Origin of the sequence: Gynuella sp. (assembly GCF_050297175.1) — a bacterium.
Classification (GTDB): domain Bacteria; phylum Pseudomonadota; class Gammaproteobacteria; order Pseudomonadales; family Natronospirillaceae; genus Gynuella.
Genome location: NZ_JBNKSF010000045.1, coordinates 1 through 26063 on the forward strand (window position 1 = coordinate 1; position 26063 = coordinate 26063).

Genomic DNA, 26063 nt, shown 5'->3' on the forward strand with positions numbered 1-26063 from the left:
CATCCAGTAAGTTTAAGCCTCCCTCTAAGGTAGAAGCGACCAGTTGTCCCGGCTCATCCTTTATGGCCGTCATCAACGCATGAAAGTTGTTAGCACCCCAGAATCCGCCACTTTGCACGGCTTTCCACACTGGATTATCAGTGCTCTGGTCAATCTGGCGTGCCATTTCAAGACCATAAGCATCTGCCTCACGGAATATTCGGTTGAGTTCCTTATAAGGGTCTACAGGTGTATTTGCCCGTATAAAATCGTTCTGCAGGCTTTGATAATCAACCGCCGACATGTTCAAGTTCAAGCCTTCAGCTTGCTCTTTGAAGTTCGCAAACTCATTGGCAACAAATCTTTGCCGCATTTCATCCTTAGATAGATTTAATCCTTTCATATCCAGATAGTTATTGTCTACATTCTGCAAGAAGTCTTGAGTCGCATTAGTGAGCAACATCTGATACATCTCAGCATACTGATCATCCGTTACTGCCTCCTGTGAGCGGAGATAATTCAGATGCGTCTCGACCTCTTTGAGACTCAGGTGTGATAGCTCGGTATAAGTATCGTAATTTTCACCGTCCAATGTCGGAATCATGGCATCACCGCGACGGAGGGTAATGTCATATTGATCCCGTAATTGAGACAGGTATTTCTGTGCTTCCTCCGCATGCTGATCGATATCACTGCTAATACTGGCATCAGCCGCCGCCTCATCACCCACCGTCAATCCGGTCATCTCGCCGTCTGCCGCTAACTGTACCCCGGCAAAGCGATACCATGAATCTTGTGTCTGCAACGGTTGATCAGCCGAAGTCGCGTTGTTCTTTGGTTGAAACTCTAGCAACGAGCTGTCATTAACGTCCATTTTACCGGAGACCGCTGGGCGCTCACCCGGCAATGGCTGCTCCAATAAGGAAGACTCAGGAATGGGAGCAGTATTTGAAGGCTGGGGAACGGTGGCATTGGCCTTACGCTCAGCCCGCAGACGCTTCGCCCGCTCCATCGCATCCTGCCCCCAGGTGTCTGTTTTCAGCACCTGCTTAATTTTTCCACCTGCGTATTCCCCGATCTCTGTCGCAACGCTGTTCTCGAAGTAACTGTAGGCGGCTTCTTTATCGATGCTCGATAACGCCACCGCCCCGGCGGTTTCCAGTGCCGATCGTTTGATCACATCGGTGTAGCGGGTACCCTGGACGTTATCCCCTACCACGGCATTAAAGGTCTGACCAATGGCATTCACCCAGTCTGCGCCTGTCAACTGACCATCATGACTGATCGCTGTTTCTGCCAGGCTTAACCAGGGACTGATGTAGTTCGCATGACTATTAATCCAGTTAGTCGCCTCGCTGACCTGTTTGAGTGTGTTATTGGCCTGACTGGCACTGTCTCCAAGAGCAGTACCTGTCAGGGAAGCCATTTGCAGGGCCAGACCACTCCAGTTGTTTATATGGCCGTTTTTGTCCGTATAAGCCGAACGGTTGACGTAGATTTTTGTCGCCTGGATAGCCACTTTGGCAAAGGTCTGCGCTGCGCCACTCAGAAAGCCGGCACCGGCTGTAGCGGCCGCGAATGCGCCGCTTTGGGCACCGTTGACTGCCTGTTCTCCAACTTGAGACCAGTCAAATCCATCCTGAATGTCAGCGGCAATAAGGATGCCCTGCTGGACGATGTTCATTCCAGCATAGATCGCTGCACCAACCGCCGCCGAAGCGATCACGGCAGCCGCAACGGCAACCGTTGTCATAACCACGCCACTGGTGGCAGCCAGTGCGGCTCCCATGATGATCATAGATGCACCGGCCGTCATGGCGGCGGCCACAACGGCCACCACGACCATGACGACAATCGCGAAGAAATTTTTACACCGTCTGCTCTTCGCTTTCTGCCGCACATTTGGCATGGTCGAACCGATGATCTCACTTTCGTTGTAGATCTTGTGCGTGTCAGCATCAAGCTTGCCACTTTCAACACTGTTCGGCACCGTGATGGTCTGACCGGCTTTGAGGGTATCGGTACCACTCAAACCGTTCGCCTCTGCCAGAATAAACCACAAATTGGCATTCCCCAGCAGATTGGCTGCCACCTGACGCAGGGTTTCGCCGCCTGTGGCGGTAAAGCTGCTCAGGGCACTGGTTGGAAAGTCTTCACTGATATTTACGACAGAGCGGTAATCACCCGTTCCGAGATTGGTAACCTGGTTGCCTTTGTCATCCGTACCTTTATCACCAACGGCATCGCCATTGGCATAAAAGTAAGTGCGATTGTGGGTCTTCAGGTTTTTATCCGCCGGATCAATGTTTCGGTGCACGATCTGGCCATCGTTGTTGTAGCGGAAATCGCCGATTTCAGTATTGCCGTTGGTGTCTTTAGACTTGCTAAACCGAGTCATATGAGCATTGCTGTCGTACTCGAAACTCGTGGTCGTGGTTTTGGTTCTGGCTTTCTTGGTATTGTCGCCATCCAGTGTTTCTTTGAGCTTCAAACCACTGGCACTGAAAGTGGTATCGTCCCAGATATGACTGACACGTTTGCTCTCTGTGCGGGAATACCGGGGATCCTCGGCAGTAAATACCTTGGTCTCATAGTTCTGCATATCAACGTGCGTGATTTGCCCAGCCAGATCATACTCATTGGTAGTGACACTCCTGGTATCTGTATGGCGAGTACCCTTCATCAGCATGAAATGGTGCTTGCCATCGCTTGATTCATCCTTAGACCATACCAATTCGGTATACTCTTCCTGCGTGGCATTATTTTCTATCTCCTCGGTTCTGACAACACGAGTACCTTCACTGTTAAAAACTGTGTTCTGCCGTTGTTTTTCCTCATCACCCGCAAACACCTGATAACTGACATTATTACCCTGGGCATCGTAACCCCAGGTAGCATGCCAGGTCTGGCCATCTTTCTGCCATTCAGAACGAATGACCTGACCGTTAGCGTTGTAACTATAACGATATATGTTAGAGCCATCGTCATAGCTTTTGCGCAGGCCATTACTGTAGTAGGTGTAGTACTGGTGCTTGCCACTGAGGTGGTCGTAAACCTGACTCAGGCGACCGTTGCTCCAGCCGTATTCGAGATAGGTGCTCTGCGTGCCTTTTTCACTTTCCGAGACGTAGTCTTTCCAACCCTGCACGCTATGCAACTGACCATCAGCGGTAAAGCCGTAGCGCATGGCAACATTCGCATAATCGTCATGCCAGAAAACCAGCTCACCCATAGCGTTATATTCAAAACGTATATCCGCTTCGTTGGTGCTGTAGTTACCATTGCGAGTACGGATTTCGCGGATACGACGGTCCATATCATCATACTGATATTGGGTTTTGACACCGGTGCCAATATCATCGATTTCAGTCAAACGGCCTCGGCTATCATAACTGCGACGAATGTCTTTGGTACCCATGGTACCAATGTGTTCCAGGCTGATCGCCGGAGCCCACTCGCGAATCAGACGACCAAAGTCATCATAACTGTAATGAGTGGTACGACCATCAGCATCAGTCTCCTGCATCAGCCGCCCAAAGGCTCCATAGACTTTACTCGTTACATGATCGTTAGCATCACGAGTGCTGATCAGGTTGCCAAATGCATCGTAGTGCATGTTATCCACCACAGCCCGACCATTGTGATGATCAATACGCGTAACCACCCGGGACAGGCTGTCATAGAACTCAATGACGTCATGATTGGCAAAGCGACTGCGGATACGGTTACCGCGACTATCCAGCAGGTATTCAGTGGCTATGTCGCCAGTGCTTTGCTTGATCAACCGGCCAGCATTGTCGTACCAGCTACGAATAACCTGAGTTGTATTACTGGTCTCGATTTGTTGTGTACGCTGACCAAAAACGTCATAGCCGAAGCTAAAATGATCGTCAGTGCCAGCAACATATTGAGCACTTAAGTGACCATAAGAGTTATAGACATTTTCGACACCATTACCAAGGGCATCGAGCTTGGCCGTTTCACGGCCCAGTTGGTCGAAGCGACTGATCTCTTCACGCAATACACCACCACTGGCAGCACGATGACGGGTAGCGAGTAGTTGCCCGACGGCATTGTAATCAAAGCTCACATAACTACCGTCGGCATTGGTTTCGCGGATAACGTGGCCGTTATAATCATAAGTCTTGGTATTGACCGAACGCTCTCCATCTGCGGATGTTATACCCCAATGGCTGATTTCACGGTTCAATGCATCATATTGACTGTACTGCGTATGTGATTCGCCTTTACCACTGAGCTGGCTCTCTTCTGTGCCCCATTCGGTGGTTTCCAGGCGGTTGCCCATGGCATCGAGTTTGTAGGTCGTCCAGATACCACTGTCATTGTAAGTGGCCACCACATTACCTAATGCGTCATAAGCGCTCTTACGGAAGTAGCCGGTATCTTTGCCGGAGACTTGTGACTGTCCAGAATAACTGGTGTCATCAAGCACCAGATTAACATTCAGCGTCTGAGCCGCCAGTTTGACCTGACCGGTATAGAGTCCGACGGCTATCTGCAGGTTATTACCATTGGGATAGATGCGACCATTGATTTCATGGTTGTCCAGACTCAGGGAGTAGCGATCAAGCCAGCTGGTGGTTTCATCGGCACTGTTGAAACGTACCCAGTCAACCAGAACTTCTGTCCCGTTCTGAGTGTGATAGCTAAGTTTGAGATCATAGGCGCCATCAAGGGTCAGATCCGCGAGATCGACACTATAATGGCCATCTGCGTCCGGCGTCAGTGTCTGGTTATTGTCAAAATTCAGGCTGGTACTCGCAGATTTCCACGACAGAGTCAGACCATTGCTGTCCATTGCAGCAATTTGATCGGCATCCAGGGTTAATTCAACCTGAGCGGTACGGTGATCGGCCAACATCACAGGATCACCATTGGTATCTGTTACAGGATTACCGTCAGCATCCTTCTGCGGTATTTCCACCAAAGTAGTGGTTACATCCAGAGAGTGAGTACTGCCAACCTGTTCACCACTATAGAGCTGATAATACTGGTTCTGATTCGCCAGCTCACTTAGAGTCAGATAGTTTCCTTGCTGAACATTGTCAATACGCTTCCCATCAAGGATCAGCGCATAACCCGGATTGCTTATGGAACCAGTACCTGCGAGCGCTAAAGCAATACTGTTATTATGATAATCCTGACTGGCAATACCGTCGAAATCATTGCTCGTCAGGGTATGGTTAAAGCTGGCTAGCACAGCCTCGTCGCCATCGATATTGGCACGAACGCTAACCTGATAATCGCCGGCCACCAACCCCTCTACGGTGACCGGGAACGCAGTACCCGCAGCAATTTCGCCAGCCGACAACACTTGGGCCATGACCACCGGGGTTTCAGTACTATCCGACGGCAGCTGTTGCTCCCATACGACCGCGATACTGTCAAAATTAATCAGGGTATTGGGCAGTACCGGAGCCATACTGACATTGAAAGTACCGCTGCTGGTATCAGATGCATAACTGACACTGTAATCAGTTGCGGTGCTGTAGTGTGCTTCGCTGGCCCCCATCGTCAGTGTTTCGCCAGTATAATTCTTACCGGCTGAAGTCCACTGCACCTGGTATTTGGCACTGGCACTCAATCCCCTTGGCAGCTCAGCGCGATAACGGCCATTACTCTGCTGTACCAGACGGTACTTATTCCCACCGAGTTGAATCAGCGGATTGCTGACCGGACCATTGAAACTGACCTCGGCAGCATAATGATCACCAGAAGTAACCATCTCAACCTGCTGATAAGTAGCAGGTACTGAAACGTGGTACTCCTGGCTGACGGTCTTATTACCGCTTCGACCCAATGTAATAATACGGAAATATACATCCTCTCCAGGTGCTGCACTCAGTGTTGTCTCACCTGCACTGGTAATACCGCTTTGGCTGGCATTTTCCGTCAGTACCGGCCAATTAATTTCCCCGGTACTACTAACCGCATCCAAACGTGAATCAGAATAACTCATTACATATGCCCTGGACTCTCCAGACCAATGCACCGTGAGCTGATCTCCCATCACCACGGACACACCTGTCGCAACATCCGGATAGTCTGATACTGCACCAGTGTAAATCAATGTCTGATTGCCGAGGGCATCATATTGGAATACCGAACCGGTACCATCCGGTGATACGGTACGAATCAGATCACCGGTTGCGTTATAGGCACTCCAGGAAATAAGATTCCGGTTGACTCTGGTCTGACGATTTCCGTTAAGGTCACTATTCTGACTCTCCGTCAGGCTGATAACTGCTGCAACTTCATGTTCAATTTTAGCGGTTTGTTTATTACGACCATCGTACCGATATTCAGTCACCAGGTCGTTATCATCATAAACAACACCACCAAGCACGTCACCACCGTCAATTTTTTCTACTTCAAGGATCTTCTGGTCAAGCGCATCATAGACAATTTTACTGAGCTGATGCCCGCTGGTAGCACTGATCTGGGCACGCAGGTCAGAGACAGCTTCGGTACGGAAATTATTCGAACTAACACGACCATTGTAACGTTCACGAGCCACCACATTACCATTACCATCATAACTGAATTCACTCAAGGTACGCTGTTCATCCACCGCAGCAAACATACGATTGGCAGCATCGAAGTAGAAGTACTCCGTGACGGCCTGATTGCTGCCCGCAGCCCGGGTTTTAGCAATCTGATTACCATTGGCATCGTATTCATATGTGGTGGTAATCCGTGTGGTTATAGCACCATTGGCACGAGTCCAGGTCTCGACTTCAGGGGTTGTCTCCTTGAGCATCCGGCTGGCCATATCATATTCACGTGAAATGACATAAGTAACTACACTCTCATCAACAAAAGTGAAACCTTTATCCGGAATAGTTCCGCCTTCCAGCCCTGTTACCGCTACGGGAGTGTCATACTGTCGTTGTTCGATAACATTACTCTGGTCATCGTAGACGGTCTCAGTCAAATAACCTAAGGCATCAACCATGGCAATCTGGCGCTGTTTTACATCATAGTAAAACAGGGTCAGGTTACCGTTTTTATCCCGGTGACTGGCGGCATTGCCCCAAGCGTCATAGCTGTATGCTTCGTAGATTTCTGCCAGTGACTCAGTCACACTAACATTTGCTGAGATATCGAGATCGTAATGCTCTATTTGTGGATAATCGATGCGAGACAGACGACCAGCCTTGTCATAACTCATAAGCACGGCAATACGGTGATCATTGGTTACAACGGGCTGTTTGGTCACATCATGAGCATCATCACTAAGGAACTCGTTGTAGTGATACTCGGCTACCTTGTCACCAAACAGGTCATACTCCCATGCAGTTAATGCATTACGGCCATTCAGTTCGGCGATCTGCTGGCCATTACTGTTGAACCAGCGAGTGGTCTTGAATCCATCTGCATCAATAGTTTGAGTTTCATTACCCAAAGCATCATACACATGTTGAACCACCAGGTTTTGCTGTGTACTTACCCAGCTCTCTCCGTCGAAACGAGTGACCTGAACGGAAGGTTTGATCTCGCGGACAATGCGATTGGCCTGATCAAAAACAAAGTGATAGACATTTCCATTGCCGTCGGTCACTGCAACACGGTTACCGACCGAATCGTAGTTGTATTGTTTACTCTCACCCAGGCTGTTGAGTTCGCCAGTAACGCGATTGTTTTGATCGTAACTATATGTTGTTTTATTGCCATTTCCATCAATATAGGCAATTTTGTTACCAGCCAGGTCGTATTCAAAACCTTCAACAATATTAAGTCCATCTGGATCAAAGGTACGGGAAACTTCCCGGTTATTGAGGTCATACTGGTATTCGGTTACTCGCATAACTTCTGTATAGCCACTGCCAGCTGGGGCCTTAATACTTTCTCTGACTTTGTTACCAGCAGCATCATAACGGTATTCTGTGATCACGCCATCGACATCGGTAAACTTGATCAGACGACCACTGGCATCGTATTCGTAGTAAGTCGCACGTTCCTGTAAATTGGTAATATCACGTTGAACTTCACTGAGCTGGTAACCCTGTGAACTATAGCTCCAGGTAGTCACCCGGCCTTCTGCATCCATGGCAGACTGTTTATTGCCATTGGCATCGTAGGTAATTGCAATAACACGGTCCTGGTTGCTTTCCACCAGCAGTGCACTGATAACATCGAAGTCATATCGATCCTGTACCGCTATCGTTGAAATATCGATACTTTGTGCAAATTGCCGGGTACCAATGGCATTACCAAATATATCATTATCAAAACGGGTAACACCGCCTTCGGCATCCAGCACGGCGACCAACTGACCGCCGTCATTATAATAGTAGCGAGCCTGATGGCCTTCTGCATCGATCACGGCAATACGATTACCACTGGCGTCATAGCGATACTCGGTACGGTTACCAAGTGCATCGATATCCGCGACCTTCTGGTTAAGCAAATCATATTCGCTACGGGTTGTACGCTCTTCGGATGTGCCGTACGCCATGGATTTGCTGATGACATTACCGCGACTGTCATAGCCATAACGGGTAACTGCGCCATAATCGTCAGTTTCTGTTACAACCCGACCTTCACTGTCATAACTGTAAGCGATGGTTGACCAGACCTCAGGTTCCTGACTCTGTAACTGGCGCTGATAGGCAACATTGCCATATTGATCGTATTCGTAACGGATAATACCGCCTGCTGGCTGCCTGGTTTCAATATGCTGACCGGCGGAGTTATAGACGTCTATCGTAATACGCGCGGCAGTGCCGTTCAGTTTATTCGCGGCACTGGTTTCCCGCGTGCGGTTACCTATAGCATCGTAGCCATAGGTCGTAGTGGATCCATGCACATCGGTCATTTTAACCAGCTGTGACTTGGCGTCGTAATCAAATGTCAGGGTCTCAATACTGACCGCTGAGGCTTTTTCGCCACTATAATCCGGGTCGGTATCGGCTAACAAATACTGGCCACTACGGATACGAATCTGATTACCAAAAGCATCGTACTCCATTGTAGTTGTAAAGCCTTCTGCGTCGGTCATCGCAACCTGACGCCCCAACTCATCATATGTGTAGTGGCGAGTTTGTACGTCACCTTTGAATAGTTTACCAGCCGTCAGCGAGCCATCATCAGCCCCTTGGGAAACAACTGTTAAATGATCATAAATATCATACTGGTTAACTGTTTTCAGTCCACCTGCATCCACTTTGACCACAACCCGGTCCAAGCCATCATAGGCGGTATATACAGAAGTGCCATCGGGATTGATCTGCTCAATAACCCGACCCCGGGCATCATGTTTATATTCTGTTCGCTGGCTATCAGCATCAATGGTGGCAATCACCTGACCACGTCGATCATACTCAGACCGGATGATCCGCTCATCATCCAGTCCCTTAGCTTCAATACGGACAATTTCCTGACCAAAGGCGTCATACTGATGTTCAACAATCACACCATTATGGTTTTCCGTAATCAACTGACCACGTGCATTGTAGCTGTATTGGATATTCAAACCATTGTTGTTGGTTTCGGTCAATATCCGGCCTAGAGCATCAAATGTACGACGAATTTCCAGGCCGGCGTTTTCAATACCCACCTGAGGATGATATTCAGAGATACGGTTACCGAGGTTGTCATAACCATAGCTAATGGTATAACCAAGGGCGTTAGTTTCAGAGACCTGATTGCCGGTACTGTCATAGGTATATTCGGTACGGTTGCCAAAAACATCTATTTCAGCAGTGACATTACCAGAACCATCGTATTCGTAAGTGGTTACATGTGTGTCCGGATTCTGACTATTCGTTAACAACGTAACTGCAGCGTAAAAATCTGCATCACTGTTAATCTCAGCCATAGACAAAGCATCAGCAAAGCGTATTTTGGTCAATAGTTCGCCGGATGCATTATATTGATAAGCAATGACATATCCGGCCGGGTCAACCTCTGCACTCAGGCGGCCAGCAGTGTCGTAAATATTATAACTGCTGTGTAGCCACTGAAAACTGGCATTCTCACTGGCCAGATCAAGCAAAGTAGCTTGATATGATCCTGTCTCAATGACATGCCCAGCCGCGTCATACCAATATTGTGTCATCAAAGTGCTGGAATTGTGATCACTGCTGTCAATCATGCCACTAACATCTGCAGTAGCAATCAAACGGTCCAAAGCATCATAACGATAGTAAGTAATTTTGTCCTGATTGTTGTCGTAAACCAGTTGCGCAGCGACTTCTGCAAGACTCGGATTAGCTCCCACAGAAACAGGATTAACACACTGAGCGGTAGCCAGCACATTTCCATTGACATCATACTGATAAGCGGTGACATATCCTTCAGGATCGATCTTAAATACTGGTCGGTTCATCACATCGTAAACAGTCCGAGTGATGGATAACGCGTCGGCTGTGGCAAACTCAGTTTTGGCCAGGGCATTGAAATCCTGCTCAGTCGTTTTTTGAGTAACAGATTCAAAATCGATACTCCAGTCATTTAAGGTAAATGAGTAGCTAGAATAAAGCTTGATTTTTAATTGCCAGGAACCGCTCACATCCTGATCGCCGGCATCCACTCCAAAACTGCCCTGTAAGTGATTTTCGCCATTGTTGGATCGATAGGGTTTAAGACTATAGGAGTTTCCATCCGGACCAATCAGCGAAAGTTCCATGTAATACATATTTGGAAAGTCAATATCCACATTGACAGTCAGTCTTCCTGATGCCCCTGTTGCCTCTACTGCGCCAAGTGCAAAGGTATAGCCTGCAGATCTGTAGTCATAGCGCCCCTGTCCCAGCCCCTGAACACTAAGTGGATAGTTATGCAGCAACAGCCCTAGCTGAACGATAGACACATCCAGTACTTTTTCGGCAATTTGATTACCATTACCGTCATAAAAATATTGCGTAACCTGATTGTCAGCCAAGACTTTATAGGTCAACCGGCCATCCTGATCATACAGATAACGGGTAACAGTACTTTGCAGATTTTTCAGCGTGGCTTCAAAATCATTATCTGACTGCCAGATATCCAGTGCAATTGTGCCGTGATACAGCACATCGGCAATAATGCGTCCTTCATCATCATAGATTTTTTGCATTATCTGACCAGTACTGGTCATGGTATAGGTTTCACGCCCGGCCAGATCATAACGATAATACTGGCTCAGGCTCTCGCCCTGAATGCTCTGCACCACGTTACCATGATAATCATAAACATAAGTCGTGCTGATAGCGGTACCATCCGGATCTGTAATTTCCTGCTCCAGACGGCCAAGGTTGTCGTAGACATAAACAGTCTTCAACTCTGTGGTCATGGTCTGGCCATTGCTGGCCAGTTGTCCTTCTGTGACCAGCACCTGATTACCCAGACCATCGTGACTAAAACGCTGAACATGACGGATGCCATCGGGATCCACAAGACGTTGCGCCACCTGACCATTACGGTCAAAGCTGATTTCGGTGATTTTGCCACCAGGTTCGGTGATCCGGACCTGCTCGCCAAAGGCGTTATAGGCATATTGAGTGGTCAGTTTAATGCCTTCGCTCTCAGCTATCTGCGTGCGTTCCAGCAAACGGGCAGCCTTGTCATAACGGTATTCAGTCACCAGACCATTGGCGGCAATGGTTTTAATGCGCTGATCGATCTCATCATAGCTATGCTGAATTACTGAGCCATCAGCACGGGTTTCCTTAATTAACTGACCGTTTTGATCGTACTCATAATGAGTAACATTGCCATTGCCATCGGTCACCGAGATTTTTTCACCATAGGCATTACTGCTGGTTTCGGTGATGATGCCTTCCGGACTGGTCACCCGTACACGGGCAGCATTTTCAAGATATTGATAGCGAGTCACCGCCCCCAGGGCATCCGTGGTGGCAAGCACCCGACCATAAGCATCATAAGTAGTGGCACGACGTTCGTTTTCGCCATTGATACGTTCGATGATCTGGCCATTGCGGTCGTAACTGGTACGGACAATCACATCACCGCCTTCAATGGTCAAAATCTGACGACCAAAGGCGTCATATTGCTGTTCTGTCACCAAATTCAAGCCAGCAGTATCCATAGACCGAACCGTCAACAGGCCGCGATGATCATACTTATATTCATTAATGACCTGACGAACGGATTGATTCAGGCTGTTCAACTCAAGATCCTGCAACTCACGGATCAATTCGCCAAACAAGTTGTATTGATACTGCGTTTGATAGCCTTCAGCATCGGTTTTGCTGACCAGCTCACCTTGGTGGTTATAATGCGAATGAATGGTGCGATCTGCACTGCTCTGTTTTATTTGATCGGTCAACGCAGCATCGATGACTCCGCCACTGATCACGCTCAGGTCGACGACAGCGGTAGCATAGTGAGTTTCACCGGTAACCCGACCAAGGGCATCGTATTGATATCCTGTCAAGCCTCCCTCTGCATCTATCTGATATACCAACCTGTCGTTAGCATCATAATAGAACCACGTGGTAGCGCCACTTTCGTCCGTTATACTGATTTTACGGCCAAATATGTCATAAGCGATACGGCTGCCATCGCGCTGCTCACTGACAGCACGGGCACTGCTTTGTTCAATGACACGACCCAATCGATCGAAGCTACGGTTACGCATCCGTTGGTTATCACCAACATTATTGATTTCAGTAACATTATTGCCGAAGTCGTCATAGCGATATTCAGTGATAACACCACGCTCATTAGTCGTGCGTACCATCCGCCCACCAGCGTCATACTCAAACGTCGAAGTCTGCTTATCCATATCAGCCAGCAGGGTCTGCCAACTTCCAGAAACAATCTGTTCCTCTGTAACTGTCTGTCCATAGCGAATCTCTGCAGTCTTCAAACCCAGGCTGTTATAACGGTATTCAATCACTGCACCTTCGGCATTGATAGAATAGCGAACCTGCCCTGCGTGATTGCGTATCCAGTGGCTGGTCTGCCTGTCGGCTGTTTCCAGTGAAGCCAGTTTAGAAGTAATCGCAATCATGATGGCATCAGGATCATGACTGCCGGTGACATTCAGATCGGCAAAGGTAAAGCCAGTGTAGCGTTCGCTAAATACCTGCTCACCAGTAGCGGAATATGACTGCCGAGTGATATAGCCTTCGGCATCGACAATGAAAGCGACCTGACCCAGCAAGTTACGGATTTCATGGGTAACACGGTTGTCACTGCTGGCCGCAGCAACGGAGCTATTTAGTGCACTGTAAAGCGCAGCAGCAGTAACCGATGAATCCAACGAAAGGTCGGAAAAACTGAGAGCGGCATATTCGATCACCGTATCACGGAAACCAGTCTGGAGATCATAGCGATATTCGGTAATCAGGCCACTCGCGGAAATGACAAATACTGGTCGATCCAGACGATCATAGAAAGTCTGGTTGCCCTGATAATCAAAATCGGCCAGCAACTCCACCATATCGGCAATCTTCATACCACGGGTCAAAGTCACCGGTGTCAGATATTGCAATTGTTGAGTTTGCTGCCCCTCTGCATCGTAACGCCATTCGGTTACGGCGCCACTGGCGTCAACACGAAAGCGCAGATGATTGACAGCATCGTAGAATGAACTAACAATCTGGCTGTTGCCCAGGTTATCGTCAGGATAGAGCATATCCAGAGCAGCTTGTATGCCAGCCTGGTCCAATACGGTTTTGCCCAGATCCAGAGCCTTGTCATAACGCACCTGCTGGATCACGTTACCATTACCATCATAATTCAGTTCGGTTATCTGACCCAAACCATTGACCTGATAGTGAACCCGTCCAAGAGCATCATATGCAAGATAATTGACTTGATCTGCAGTGCTGAGTTGCACATCGCTGAAATCAGCAACACTTAACTGATCGGCTTTTTCGGCACCTGTCGTCTGGAAATAAATCGGACTGGCGTAGTGAATTTCAGCAATACGTTCACCAAAACCGTTATAGCGATATTCGGTACTCGTACTGACTGCGCCTTCAGCCTGGTATTGTGCTTGCGTACCAACAGACTCTAAAGTATATCGAAGATGTCCGGCATCATCGTAGATAAACCAGTCTTCATGACCTTCGGCATCAGTTTGGGTAATCAGCTCGCCTTTACCATTATAACTATATTGGGTAGTACGATTCAGGCCATCAGGATCAACCGTTTCAGTAATCAGACGCCCTGCTGCATCATACTGCCGCACCACTTCACTGCTAATTTCATGGTTACGGCTGCCGCTGATCTGACCCATCAGACCAGCCTGATACAGGTCACGCACAGCATCACTACTCAGTTGCTGATGAATAAGTGCAAACCCATCAATATTGCCACGGAAAAACTCACCGGCGGTTCCGTTGCCATTCTGAAATTGCTGACCAATGCTTAACGTATCTGCTTCGGTCCAAACCACTGCTGGCAAAGAGGTAACCGTAAACAGCAGTTTTCCGTCAACATAAACATCGATATAACCATTATCGCCCTCAAAATTCAGAACCAAGTGGTGAGCCTGACCATCCGCCAGACCGAGATCCAGCACTTCAGTTTTGTTCTGAGTGGAGTTGGCTACCTGAATGACCAGCTCTCCGGTACTAGGAGTCACCGATACCACCAGCGACTGGTTACGTTTACCACCGAAGACATCATTGGAGGCGCTGAGCAACACATTGCTGCCGGTTTGACCTTCGCCAGCTTCAGTACTGAACCAAGTGCTGATGGCCAAATCATCACCGGTACGCAAGCCATTTAGAGCATCGCTGATATCCAGCCAACTGTCGGTACCATTCAGTTGTAACGACTTGCCGTCACCCTGATGTAATGACTCCCCATAAGTAAGGCCGCCGTGTTGTATGCTTGCGATACCACTGGCAGACTGATCGTCAGCCTGATTATCAAAATTCAGCAATATTTCAGGTTCAAAATATTGGACCAGTGCTTCATAGCCACCGGATACGGACGCCCAGCCTCGGTTGAGATAGGCATCGACTGCCGCAACACTGGTCAGCTCATCAAAGCTGACCGGCTCAGCAAAAGTGCGCTCACGAATCACATGACCATCCTGATCATATTCATAGGCGCTCAGATAGCCTTCTGAGTTGATCTGGTAGATGGCCTGTCCCGAAGCGTCGGTAAAGGTACGGGTGAAGTACGCACCTTGCCAATCAACTTTATGCCACTTGTCCTCACTGTAACCCAGGCTTTCAAGCGCACCGTGTATGCCATCGGCATCCATAACCGTCGACAGGTCAATCGCTCGGTCATAGCGAATGGTATCGATGACATGATGGTCATAACCATCGTCAATCACTTTGTTATTGGCGGTTAACTGACCTAATGTTCCTTCGTAACGGGTTTCACTGACATAACCATTAGCATCAACCTGATAGATCTGTCTTCCCAGGGCATCATAGGCAAACCATGAAACTTCATCGCTGGCATCGGTAGCCAAGAGCAGGTTTAATTCATCAACACTGACCTGAGTGCCCAATCCACCAATATCAATACGGTTGACATACTGAACCTGATGGATGACATGACCTGATGCATCATAGTCACTACGGATAACACCACCCTCAGCGTCAATACGGTAGATTTCACGCCCCAGAGCATCGTAAACCGAACGGCTGATACCGCCGCCAGCACTCTGGCGGGCGACCAGATCGCCATTAGCGTCATACCAGTTTTTAGTGGCTTGCCCATTGGCATCAATGATTTCAATATTGCGATTCAAGCCGTCATATTTGAAATAACGACTGCGCTTGTGAGTAGCGGATATGGCCGAAAGTTGCGTCTGGAGACCTTCCAGAGTAGTGGTATCGCTGACTGCAACGGAGACATCGTAGCGGGTTTCGCTGAGTCGATTACCACGGGCGTCATAACTGAATGTTGTTGCCAGCCCTGCGGCGTCCAGCTGTACGATCAATTCTCCCTTGCCATTGTAGAAATAGCGGTTTGGCACCACTACCTCTTGACTGTCTGATAGTAAGGTATCAATCAGAGTACGGGCACTTTGCTGATCAGCAGCAGCCAATACATTACTCAGATCAAACTGCGTTACATATTGATATTTACTGTTCAGTTGCCCCTTGGCATCATAGCTTCGCACACTGACTTGACCGCTGTTATCAACCTCGATCACCCGTTGGTTGAGGCGGTTATAGAAATAGCGGTGTTGCTCCAAAACCAAGTTATCGACAACGGCCGCCTGTGCTTGTGCAATGGATACTACGGGCGCGGAAAAGCTTTCCTGATCACGATACTGCAGCGTCGCAATCACGTTGCCATTCTGGTCATAACGACTTTCGGTGACCCAGCCGGCAGCATCCACCTGGTAGCGTAAACGACCATCCTGATCGTAGACAAAACGTTCGATCTGATCTAGCCCGGCAAAAGCCTCAAGGCGATCATACACGTCATCGGCATCAATCGTTGCTGACAGTCCGGTTAACACAATTTCCCTGGCATAGTGAATTTCAGCAGCTACATGCCCCTGATCATCATAGACCGTTTCCCGCACGCCACCGAGGTCATCGATTTCAAATTGCTGACGCCCCTGGGCATCATAAACATAGCGAGTGCGGCTGCCCCCGGCATCCGTTTTTTGTACCAGACGACCCAGGCCATCATATTGGTAAGAGATAGTCTGGGCAATGCCCTCTGCGTCCAACGTCTGGCTCAACATGCGACCAAGAGCATCGTAACGATAGCGATTGAGTGTTTCTTCAGAGGTGCCGACATTGCTCTTCAGAGTCGTTTGCCGGCCCTGTGCATCATAACTGAACTCCGTAATATTACTCTGACCATCACGGTCCTGAATAACACGACTCACCTGTCCTTTCTGATCGTACTCAGTAACGCTGATAATAATTGATCCATCAATTTCCTGGATGCGTTCCTGCAACGTCTGCGAGAAGGCGTTGTAGGTGTATTCGGTGACTTGTTTAAGTCCATCAGCATCAACGGTACGGGTTAATACACGGCCACCGGCATCATATTGATAATGCGTACGCACACCGTTGGCGTCACGACTGTCGAGCAGACGTCCGGCCTGGTCATAGTCGTTATCACTCAAGATCTGGTCACCATCACTGAGCTCCCGCACCACACGATCCAACTGGCCCTCGACGGTATATTCATAGCGAGTGATCAAACCATTGCCATCGATGACTTTCACTTTCTCGCCCAGTCGATTAAAGATCTGGGTGACGGAAATGCCTTCGGCGGAAGTCACTGTCAGGGTATGGTCCTGATCATTATATTGCGTGCGGATAACCGTTTCTGTGCCGGCAACCCCCTGATTGCGTTGCTCTATTGCGCGGTTAAAGGCATCAACAACAATGGTGGATATTTCACCAGCCGGGTTAATGGTATGAACAATCTGACCTGCATTCTGGTATTGCCAGGTGGTCATCTGACCCAGTTCATCGACCATACTGATCTTGCGGCCGAAAGCGTCATAGCGGGTACGTTGATTTTGTTCCAAATCACCAACATCCAGCTCACTTTCTGTCTGCAAACCGCGCAGATCATAGTTGAAACGATCAATGCGGGTGTGCTTCGAATCCAGCTGTCTTTCGAGGTATCGTAATTGTCCGAAGGAATCATAACTAAAGGTACTGGTATAGCCCAGGGAATCGGTCTGACTAGCCACCTGGCCGCCTGCACTGTAGCTCATCAGCACATGACGATCATTATCAGACACCGCCAGTCCAATAGTACTCAGCAGGGTTGAAGTCAATTCGCCACCAGTCAGTTTGTTGGCATCAATCCGGTTGCTGTAACTGATGGTTTCAATGACATCGCCAAAGGCATTGTAACGGTTCTCAACTACTTCGCCCGTAGCATTGATCTGGAATCTTAACTGTCCACTGGCATCATAATAACGGTATTGGGTATTACCACCGGCATCGGTCACGGAAATCTGTCTGCCCAGGGCGTCATAACGGATATGTTCACCATAAACAGCATAGAGTGCGTCCACTTCACTCTGGGTCATTGTATCGCGGTACAAGGCGCTGCCAGCCGCATTCAAGCGACCAATGACCCGACCAAAATCGTCATAGCGAACGCGTTCGATACGTTGTTCCGTCGTGCTTGTGGCACTATGCCCGGTACGGGTTTCAAGCAGATTACCCATTTCATCGTAACGGTAATCCGTCAAAGTGCCGTAGTTGTCTATCGTCTGAATCAGGCGATCATTGGCATCAAATATTTGCGTGGTTGCCTGATCATTAGAACCGCTGGCAGCGCTGATCAGATCCGCCAGAGCTGCGTCAAACTGTGACGATGCGATAAACTCACTGTACTGTGTTTCGGTCACAGAATGCTTAATTTCATCATAGTTCCATGCGGTAAGTTTTCCCTGAGCACTCAATTGGGCAATCTTGCGATTATAGGTATCGAAGAGGGTACGACTGACCTGGTCCTTTGACGATGCGACGACATTCTGATCAATGGAATCTACCTTATTGGCACGGCGTATGATCTGGGTCTGATTGCCACTGGCGTCATATTGATACTCAGTCAGATAGCCTTCGGCATCAATGCTACGCACCAGATTTCCGTCGGCATCATAGCGATACTCTGTGCTTCTGGTAACACTATGGGCTTCAGTAGTGTTAAAAACGGAGATCCGTTCCTCTGTACTTTCATCGGTAACAATGAACTGGTCTTCACTACGATATTGGACGTTACCATCGGCATCTCGATACTCAATGGTAAATCGGTGTTCTCCTGCTTCCAGATGGTTAAATTCAACTTCATAACCATTGGTTAACGGCAGAATTGGCACAAAAATTTCGTCATCTAGACGGAAATATGCCTGCAAATCAGAAAGAGCATCTCCTACCTGCCAACTAAAAGTGGTACGCTGATAATTCGTCTGACTTTCAACCAGTCTGACCACATCATCAAATTTCCACACCACACCATCAGCAAATTCGATACGATCAACATAGTAATGGGTCGTACCATCATCTTTAAAGTACTGCTTGACCAGTATCTGATCGTCAGAATCAATCAGTTTAATAATCAGATCATCAAAGTTACGATGTAGCGAAATTTCTGTCGACTTAATATCACTGGCAAAGCGAATGACATCCGGCCGTTCTCCAGGCTTCTCGCTGTTGGAATAGTTATGGCTAATAGTATTCTCAATGGTATCGTGACCAAAGCCGCGTTCAAACCGATACTCATCAGCACCATCACCACCCCAGAGATAATCGTTTCCGGCACCACCGATCAAGGTGTCGTCATCGGCATCACCATATAGCCGATCATTTCCTTCTCCACCAAACAGCAGGTCATTTCCAGAGCCACCATAAAGCGTATCAACACCAGAATCACCCCAGATCCTGTCATGACCGCTTTCACCAGTTAGATAATCGCGATCATCACCACCATACAAATCATCATCACCGGAGCCACCATACAAAGAGTCCGTTTGCTGCTCACCATACAGAGTATCATTTCCGGCCGCACCACGGAGATAATCATTGCCTTCACCACTATGTATTACAGTACCATCCGCATAGGCATATAACTTGTCATTGGCGTGAGTGGGCGTGATCACCCTGGCCTTGATGTCTTCAAGATTCCAGATTTCACCGGTAGAGAACTCAATGGTATTAATTGCATAGGTCTGTGTGCCATCCTGGTTGAAGAAGTTGATGACCTCCATGCCATCTTCGCTACCCTCAATATATATGTATAGACTGTCGCCACCACGCCGCAATATGACATCATTGATGCTAACAGATTCACCAAACTGGATCTTATCGAGCTCTTTATCACTATAGATAGCGTAGTTATTGATGCGGTCCCAACCAAAGCCATTTTCAAAGAAATAAGTGTCATTACCTTTACCACCTTCAAGGTAATCATTGTCCGGGCCACCGACAAGCAGGTCGTCACCATCCTCGCCATAAAGAGAATCACTACCAATGCCGCCAGACAATTGATCATTACCCGAATGACCGTAGAGAGAATCATTGCCTGAGCCACCGATCAGCAGATTAACTTCATCATTACCATACAGTTTGTCATGACCGGTACCGCCATCAAGAGTAACCCCCGTGAGCCCGGCATCCATAGACAAATTATCGTTACCAAAACTGGCTTTAATATTCTGATCATTCTGATTGGCAATGAGTGTTTCATTGGTATTCAGTTGTTGCAATACCAGATCGCGGACTTCGTCCAGTCCCCAGGCAGTGCCGTCAGCAAAGCGAATTTCGTTAATCAGATGATGAGTTGTTGAAGACTGGTAAAAATAATTAGTTACCCTGATCTGATCATGACCATTTACATGATATAAATAAAGATCATTGCCTTGTCGACGAGCGGTAATATCTCCGGAACTGATAGTGTCATCAAATTCAATAATATCGACCTGAGTACTGCCGGCAGCAACCGCATAATTGTTATCGATGGAGTCATGGCCAAAACCGATACCAAATTGATAGATATCATCACCCTCACCACCATACAGGTTATCAGTTCCGGTACCACCAACTAAGATGTCATTACCGCTTTCACCATAGAGGCTATCATTTTCGATTCCACCGTCGAGCAAGTCATTACCTGAACCACCATAAAGAGAATCATGCCCTATACCACCAAGGATCTCGTCGTTACCCTGACCACCGTATAGCCTATCAGATCCTTCAAAACCATAGAGAGTATCATCGCTATTGTAACCACTGATGTTATTCTCACTGGCATCACCAGCCATGGCCATAGCTCTGATCTGTTCATCACTCCAGACAGTACCATCAGCAAACTCGACCTGAGCCACTCCAGTATATGTAGTATTGCTGTCGTAGGCTTGATTAACCAACACCACCCGGCCAACTTCGACACCTTCTTGATGTACAAACAGATCAAGGTTACTACCATATCGCCTGAACGACACATCTTCCGGTTTGATATTTTCACCTAAACGGAGAATATCCTCTTCACGCTGACCATAGATCCGATCCTTACCTTCAAAGGCATTATAGAGATAGATATCAGCGCCACTTTCACCGTATAGCGAGTCATCGTCCAGTCCTCCATGAAGCGTATCGTTGCCATTGCCACCATAAAGCCTGTCATGACCACTACCACCGAGCAGCGTGTCCTCTCCAGGTCCACCAATAAGCTGGTCACTACCACTGTTACCTTGAATCAAGTCATTTGAATTATAACCAGTCAAAGTATTGTTAGAATTATCACCAATAAGCGCACGAGCACGTATTTCATCGTTATTCCATATAGTGCCATTGGCAAATTCAACTTGCGACACACCAGTATGCGAACTACTGCCATCATAAGCTTGGTTTACCAATACCACACGACCAACTTCGGCTCCATTCTGAGTGACAATTAAATCGAGGTTATTGGAATCACGGACGAATGTAACATCTTCTGGCTTGATGCTGTCATCAAGGCGCAGTACATCCTCAGCGCGCTGACCAAAAATCCAGTCGGTACCCTGTTTTGCGCCATATATATAAGTATCGGCTCCAGCTTCTCCATATAAACTGTCGTTACTACCACCACCAGCTAATGTATCATCCCCCTCCCTTCCATAGAGCCGATCATTCCATTCCCCTCCCGTCAAATGATCAACACTATCACTTCCATATAGGCTGCTATACGAATCATCAACTGGTTGAACTCTGGTGCGGATTTCACTCGCATTCCATATTGTGCCGTCAGAAAATTCTATTTGTTTTACACCAGAATCAGAACTGGCCAACTGATTCGAAACGATAACCCGACCGACTTCAACATCATTCTGTCGAATAATGACTCCGACATGATTACCATATTTAAGCAACTGGACTTCGTCAGGATTAATGTGATCACCTAAACGTAAAGTATCCTCACTTCGCTGGCCATAAATCCAATCGGTTCCCTCATTGATATCATACAAATATACATCAGCGCCGGCCTCACCATACAGCTTATCCTCGCCTCTACCGCCTGATAGCAGGTCATTACCTGTTCCTCCTAGCAGGATATCTTTACCATCTCCTCCCTCTAAGGTATCTGCTCCAGCACCGCCTTGAAGAGAGTCATTTCCACCCTTACCCTGCAATAAATCATTACTGGAGTAAGCCACCAAGTTATTATCTTCATCGTTCCCTTGTAAGGTTAGAGCACGTAATAATTTAGCGTCCCATACCAGGCCATCGGCGAACTCAACTTTTGAGACACCGGCATAACTAGAACTTGACTCCCTGAATTGATTTACCAAAACAACATGGCCAACTTTGACACCATTTTGGATCACAACAATATCCAAGTTGTCACCGTACCGCCCCAATAACAAATCATCTGCTTTAATGCTGTCATCAAAACGCAGAGTATCTTCATCACGTTGGCCATATATCCAGTCTTTACCCTGGTTGATGCCATAGAGATAAATATCTGCACCAGCCTCACCATAGAGGCTGTCACTATCCAATCCACCCCAGAGTATATCTGCACCAGCACCACCATAGAGAGTGTCATATCCACTGCCACCATTTAGCGTATCATTTGCACTTAATCCATGCAGAGTATCGTTCCCAGCCCCTCCATCAATAAATGTCGCTTCACTATAACCACGCAACCTGTCGTCGGTGTCTTTTGGCTTGATGACTTCCGCTTTGAGATCGTCCATGGTCATAACGGTACCATCGCTTTCAAACCGGACCTCCTGTATCGCATAACGGGAATCCAGGTAATCTCTCACCCGAACAGTATCCCCGCTTTCAAGATGCTTGAGCCTCAGTTCATTACCATACCGGTAAAAGACGATGTCAGATGGCTTGATCGCTTCACTAAAGACAATCGCGTCCACGCTGCCAGAATCATCGTGATAGTTATTGATATAATCATTGCCAAAACCAATATCAAAGTAATAGATATCGTTACCGTTACTTGCATCCAGATAATCATCACCAGTTCCACCAACAAGCAGGTCATTACCTGAATTGGCGGACAGAGAATCATTGCCAAGACCTCCATACAAATTGTCATCACCATCATCTCCAGTTAGAGAATCATGGCCATCACCACCTACTAGAAGATCATTTCCTGCACCACCTCTGAGCGTGTCATTTTCGCCTCCACCAGACAAGCGATCATCACCAGCTCCCCCATACAGGTTGTCATTACCCTGTCCACCTTCCAGCGTCTGAGTAACATCATCAACATAGAGATTCTGATTAAAACCAAACGACTCCTGCACCATGCTTTTGACATCACTAATGGTCCAGACAGTTCCGTTGGCAAATTGGATTTCACTGATAACATCTATCGATGTGGCGTTATCACGGAAGTAGTCATCAACCTTGATACTGTCATCCGAGCCGGCAAAAAAGATATAAAGATCGTTGCCAGATCTCTTCAATGCTGCGTTATCAGAATCTATTCCCGCTCCGAAGCGGATAATGTCAAAGTCTCCATTTGCACCATTGTTTTCGATAACATCCTTACCAAAACCGATCTCAAAAAGATAAACATCATCCCCTGCATCGCCCCAAAGCATATCATTGCCGGCACCACCAACCAGAGTGTCATTGCCACCCCACCCCGATAACGTGTCATTACCCAGGCCACCGGAGATATAGTCGTCACCATTTTCCCCATACAGGCTGTCATGACCAGCATCTCCGGATATAATGTCGTTACCTGAACCGGCGCGTATACTATCGTTGCCGGTGCCACCATTCAGCAAATCTGCTGATCCGGAACCATAAATATTGTCGTTGCCATCCTGTCCATCCAGCGTCGAAGCTTCAGGTGTGGCATAGACCAGATCGTCATAACCATGAGTTATCTGAGCCAAAGCGTTTATCTGGTCCGGATCTAATGTTGTACCGTCCGCCAGGCGGATTTCATCGATAATGTAGGCGTTATGTGCTTTCCAATTGCTATAAAAAGAAGAGATCGTCAGCACATCTTCAGAATTGTTGATGCTGATGACCAGTGAACCTCCTGAACGTCTGAAATTCAGATCATCCAGAGTGATGTTTTCACCAAATTCGATGACATCGAAATCTCCAGCAGTACTTTCGTTAGCGATTTCATAGATCATGTCCTGACCAAAACCCAGTTCAAACCGGTAAACATCACTATTATATTCACCATAGAGAACGTCATTTCCGGATCCGCCTATCAGCGTATCGTTTCCATACCAACCATATAAAGTATCACCACCTGAGCCACCGTCTATGGTGTCGAGTCCATTTCCACCATACAGCTTGTCATTACCTTCCTGCCCTTTGAGATAGTCGTCACCATCCTTACCCCACAGGGTATCCACGCCAGTGCCACCGGCCAAATAGTCATTGCCAGCGCCACCATAAATCGAATCATTGTCGTCGCCGCCATCGAGAATATCGTCACCAGAATCACCATGAATGGTATCGTTCCCACCACGACCATAAATAACATCCGATTTATTGGCATAACCATATACATTATTGTCTGCATCATTGGTTTCAATAACCAAGCGGGCAATACTATCGGTTGTCCATACCGTACCATCGGCAAAGCGGATTTCGTTTATGGTATGATTACCCTTAAAATCTTCAGAAAAATAACTGTAAACCCGAATACTGTCTTCTTTGCCAATGAAGCTAAGAATCAGGTCATTATCTGATCGGGTGGCTTTAATGTCCGAAGCCGAAATATCTGTATCAAATAGAATTATATCGGTCTGCTGACCAAAGATATCAGAGTTATATAAAGCGTTATTGATAGTGTCATTACCAAAACCGCGAGAGAAGAAATAAGTATCACTACCCTCCTCGCCTCCAAGATAGTCATTACCTACCCCACCAATCAGGGTGTCATTGCCGGCACCAGCTCGTAAACTATCATTCCCCAGGCCTCCATCCAAAATATCTTGGCCAGCATTCCCCCAAAGACTATCGTTGCCGCTACCGCCGAAGAGCGTATCATTTCCCGCATAAGCACTTAAGGTATCATTGCCACTCCCGCCGATGAGCACATCGACACCATCACTGCCATTTAACCTGTCGTTTCCACCTTTTCCATCAAGAGTATGACCAGAATTCAATACCCACATTTGCTCTGACTCCGCAGAGCCTATCTCCGACATGGCACGTAATTGTTGATAGTTCCAGGTGGTTCCATCGACAAATTTAACAGCGTCTATGCGTGCATTAGTCTGGCTGCCTGATACAAAGAACTCTCGTATAGTAATGTTATCATCAGCGTCTTTGACTCTAAGGACGAGATCATTATTAGTACGGGAAACCCGAATCATATCCGGGCTAAAGTCAGCGCTGAACTCTATAACATCGGGAGCAGATCCTATCGCATCATTATTCTCTCCTGTATTATAGATAGTGTCTGAACCAAAATTTTTGGCAAAGAAATAGGTGTCACTGCCAGAAGAGCCTACCAGCCAGTCATTGCCCAACCCACCCTCGAGATGATCATCTCCATCGCCACCATAAAGGCGATCGCTACCAGTACCACCATATAACTCATCATTTCCTGCAGCACCAAACAGAGAATCACTTCCTGACTCACCATTTAGAACATCATTCTGTTGATTGCCATAGAGAGTGTCATTGCTATAACCACCACTCAGATTACTTTCTTCGTTATAGCCATAAAGCAAATCATTCAGGTGTGAACCGACCAGGACTTTTTGTCGAATGTCCTTGGCACTCCAGGTCGTATCATCGGCAAAACTGATCTGATCTATTCGGTACTGAGTGTTGATGTCGCCATCGTGGAAAAAATCAACCACTGTCAGTCGGTCACTGGAATCATTAAATGTAATAATGAGATCCCGATTGGCATTACGGGACAGTTTGACATTATCAACCTGGATTGATGGACCAAAACTGATCTTGTCCAATCGCTCATTCAAGTCAAGTTCACTATCCGCATAATTATGAATAGTGTCACTGCCAAATCCCAGGTCGAATACATAGGTGTCATTTCCGACACCTCCATATAAATGATCTGATCCTGTACCACCAATTAAAACATCGTCCCCGGCATTACCATATAAGCTGTCGGCCCCTTCAAGCCCAAGCAGCGTATCACCACTACCATACCCTCTGACAATCTGGTCGTGATAATCGCCAGTCAGCACCATTTCTTTCAGCTGATCA

Annotated in this window: 1 protein-coding gene (running past one end of the window); it reads right to left on the bottom strand. The window is 47.5% G+C overall.

Translation table 11 applies throughout. The features are described from left to right. On the bottom strand, positions 1 to 26063 hold part of the coding region annotated (locus ACQY6I_RS18910) for a calcium-binding protein (protein ID WP_428243069.1) (this coding region is incomplete at its 3' end). 5018 nt of the annotated region lie beyond the right edge of the window; 26063 of 31081 annotated nt are visible.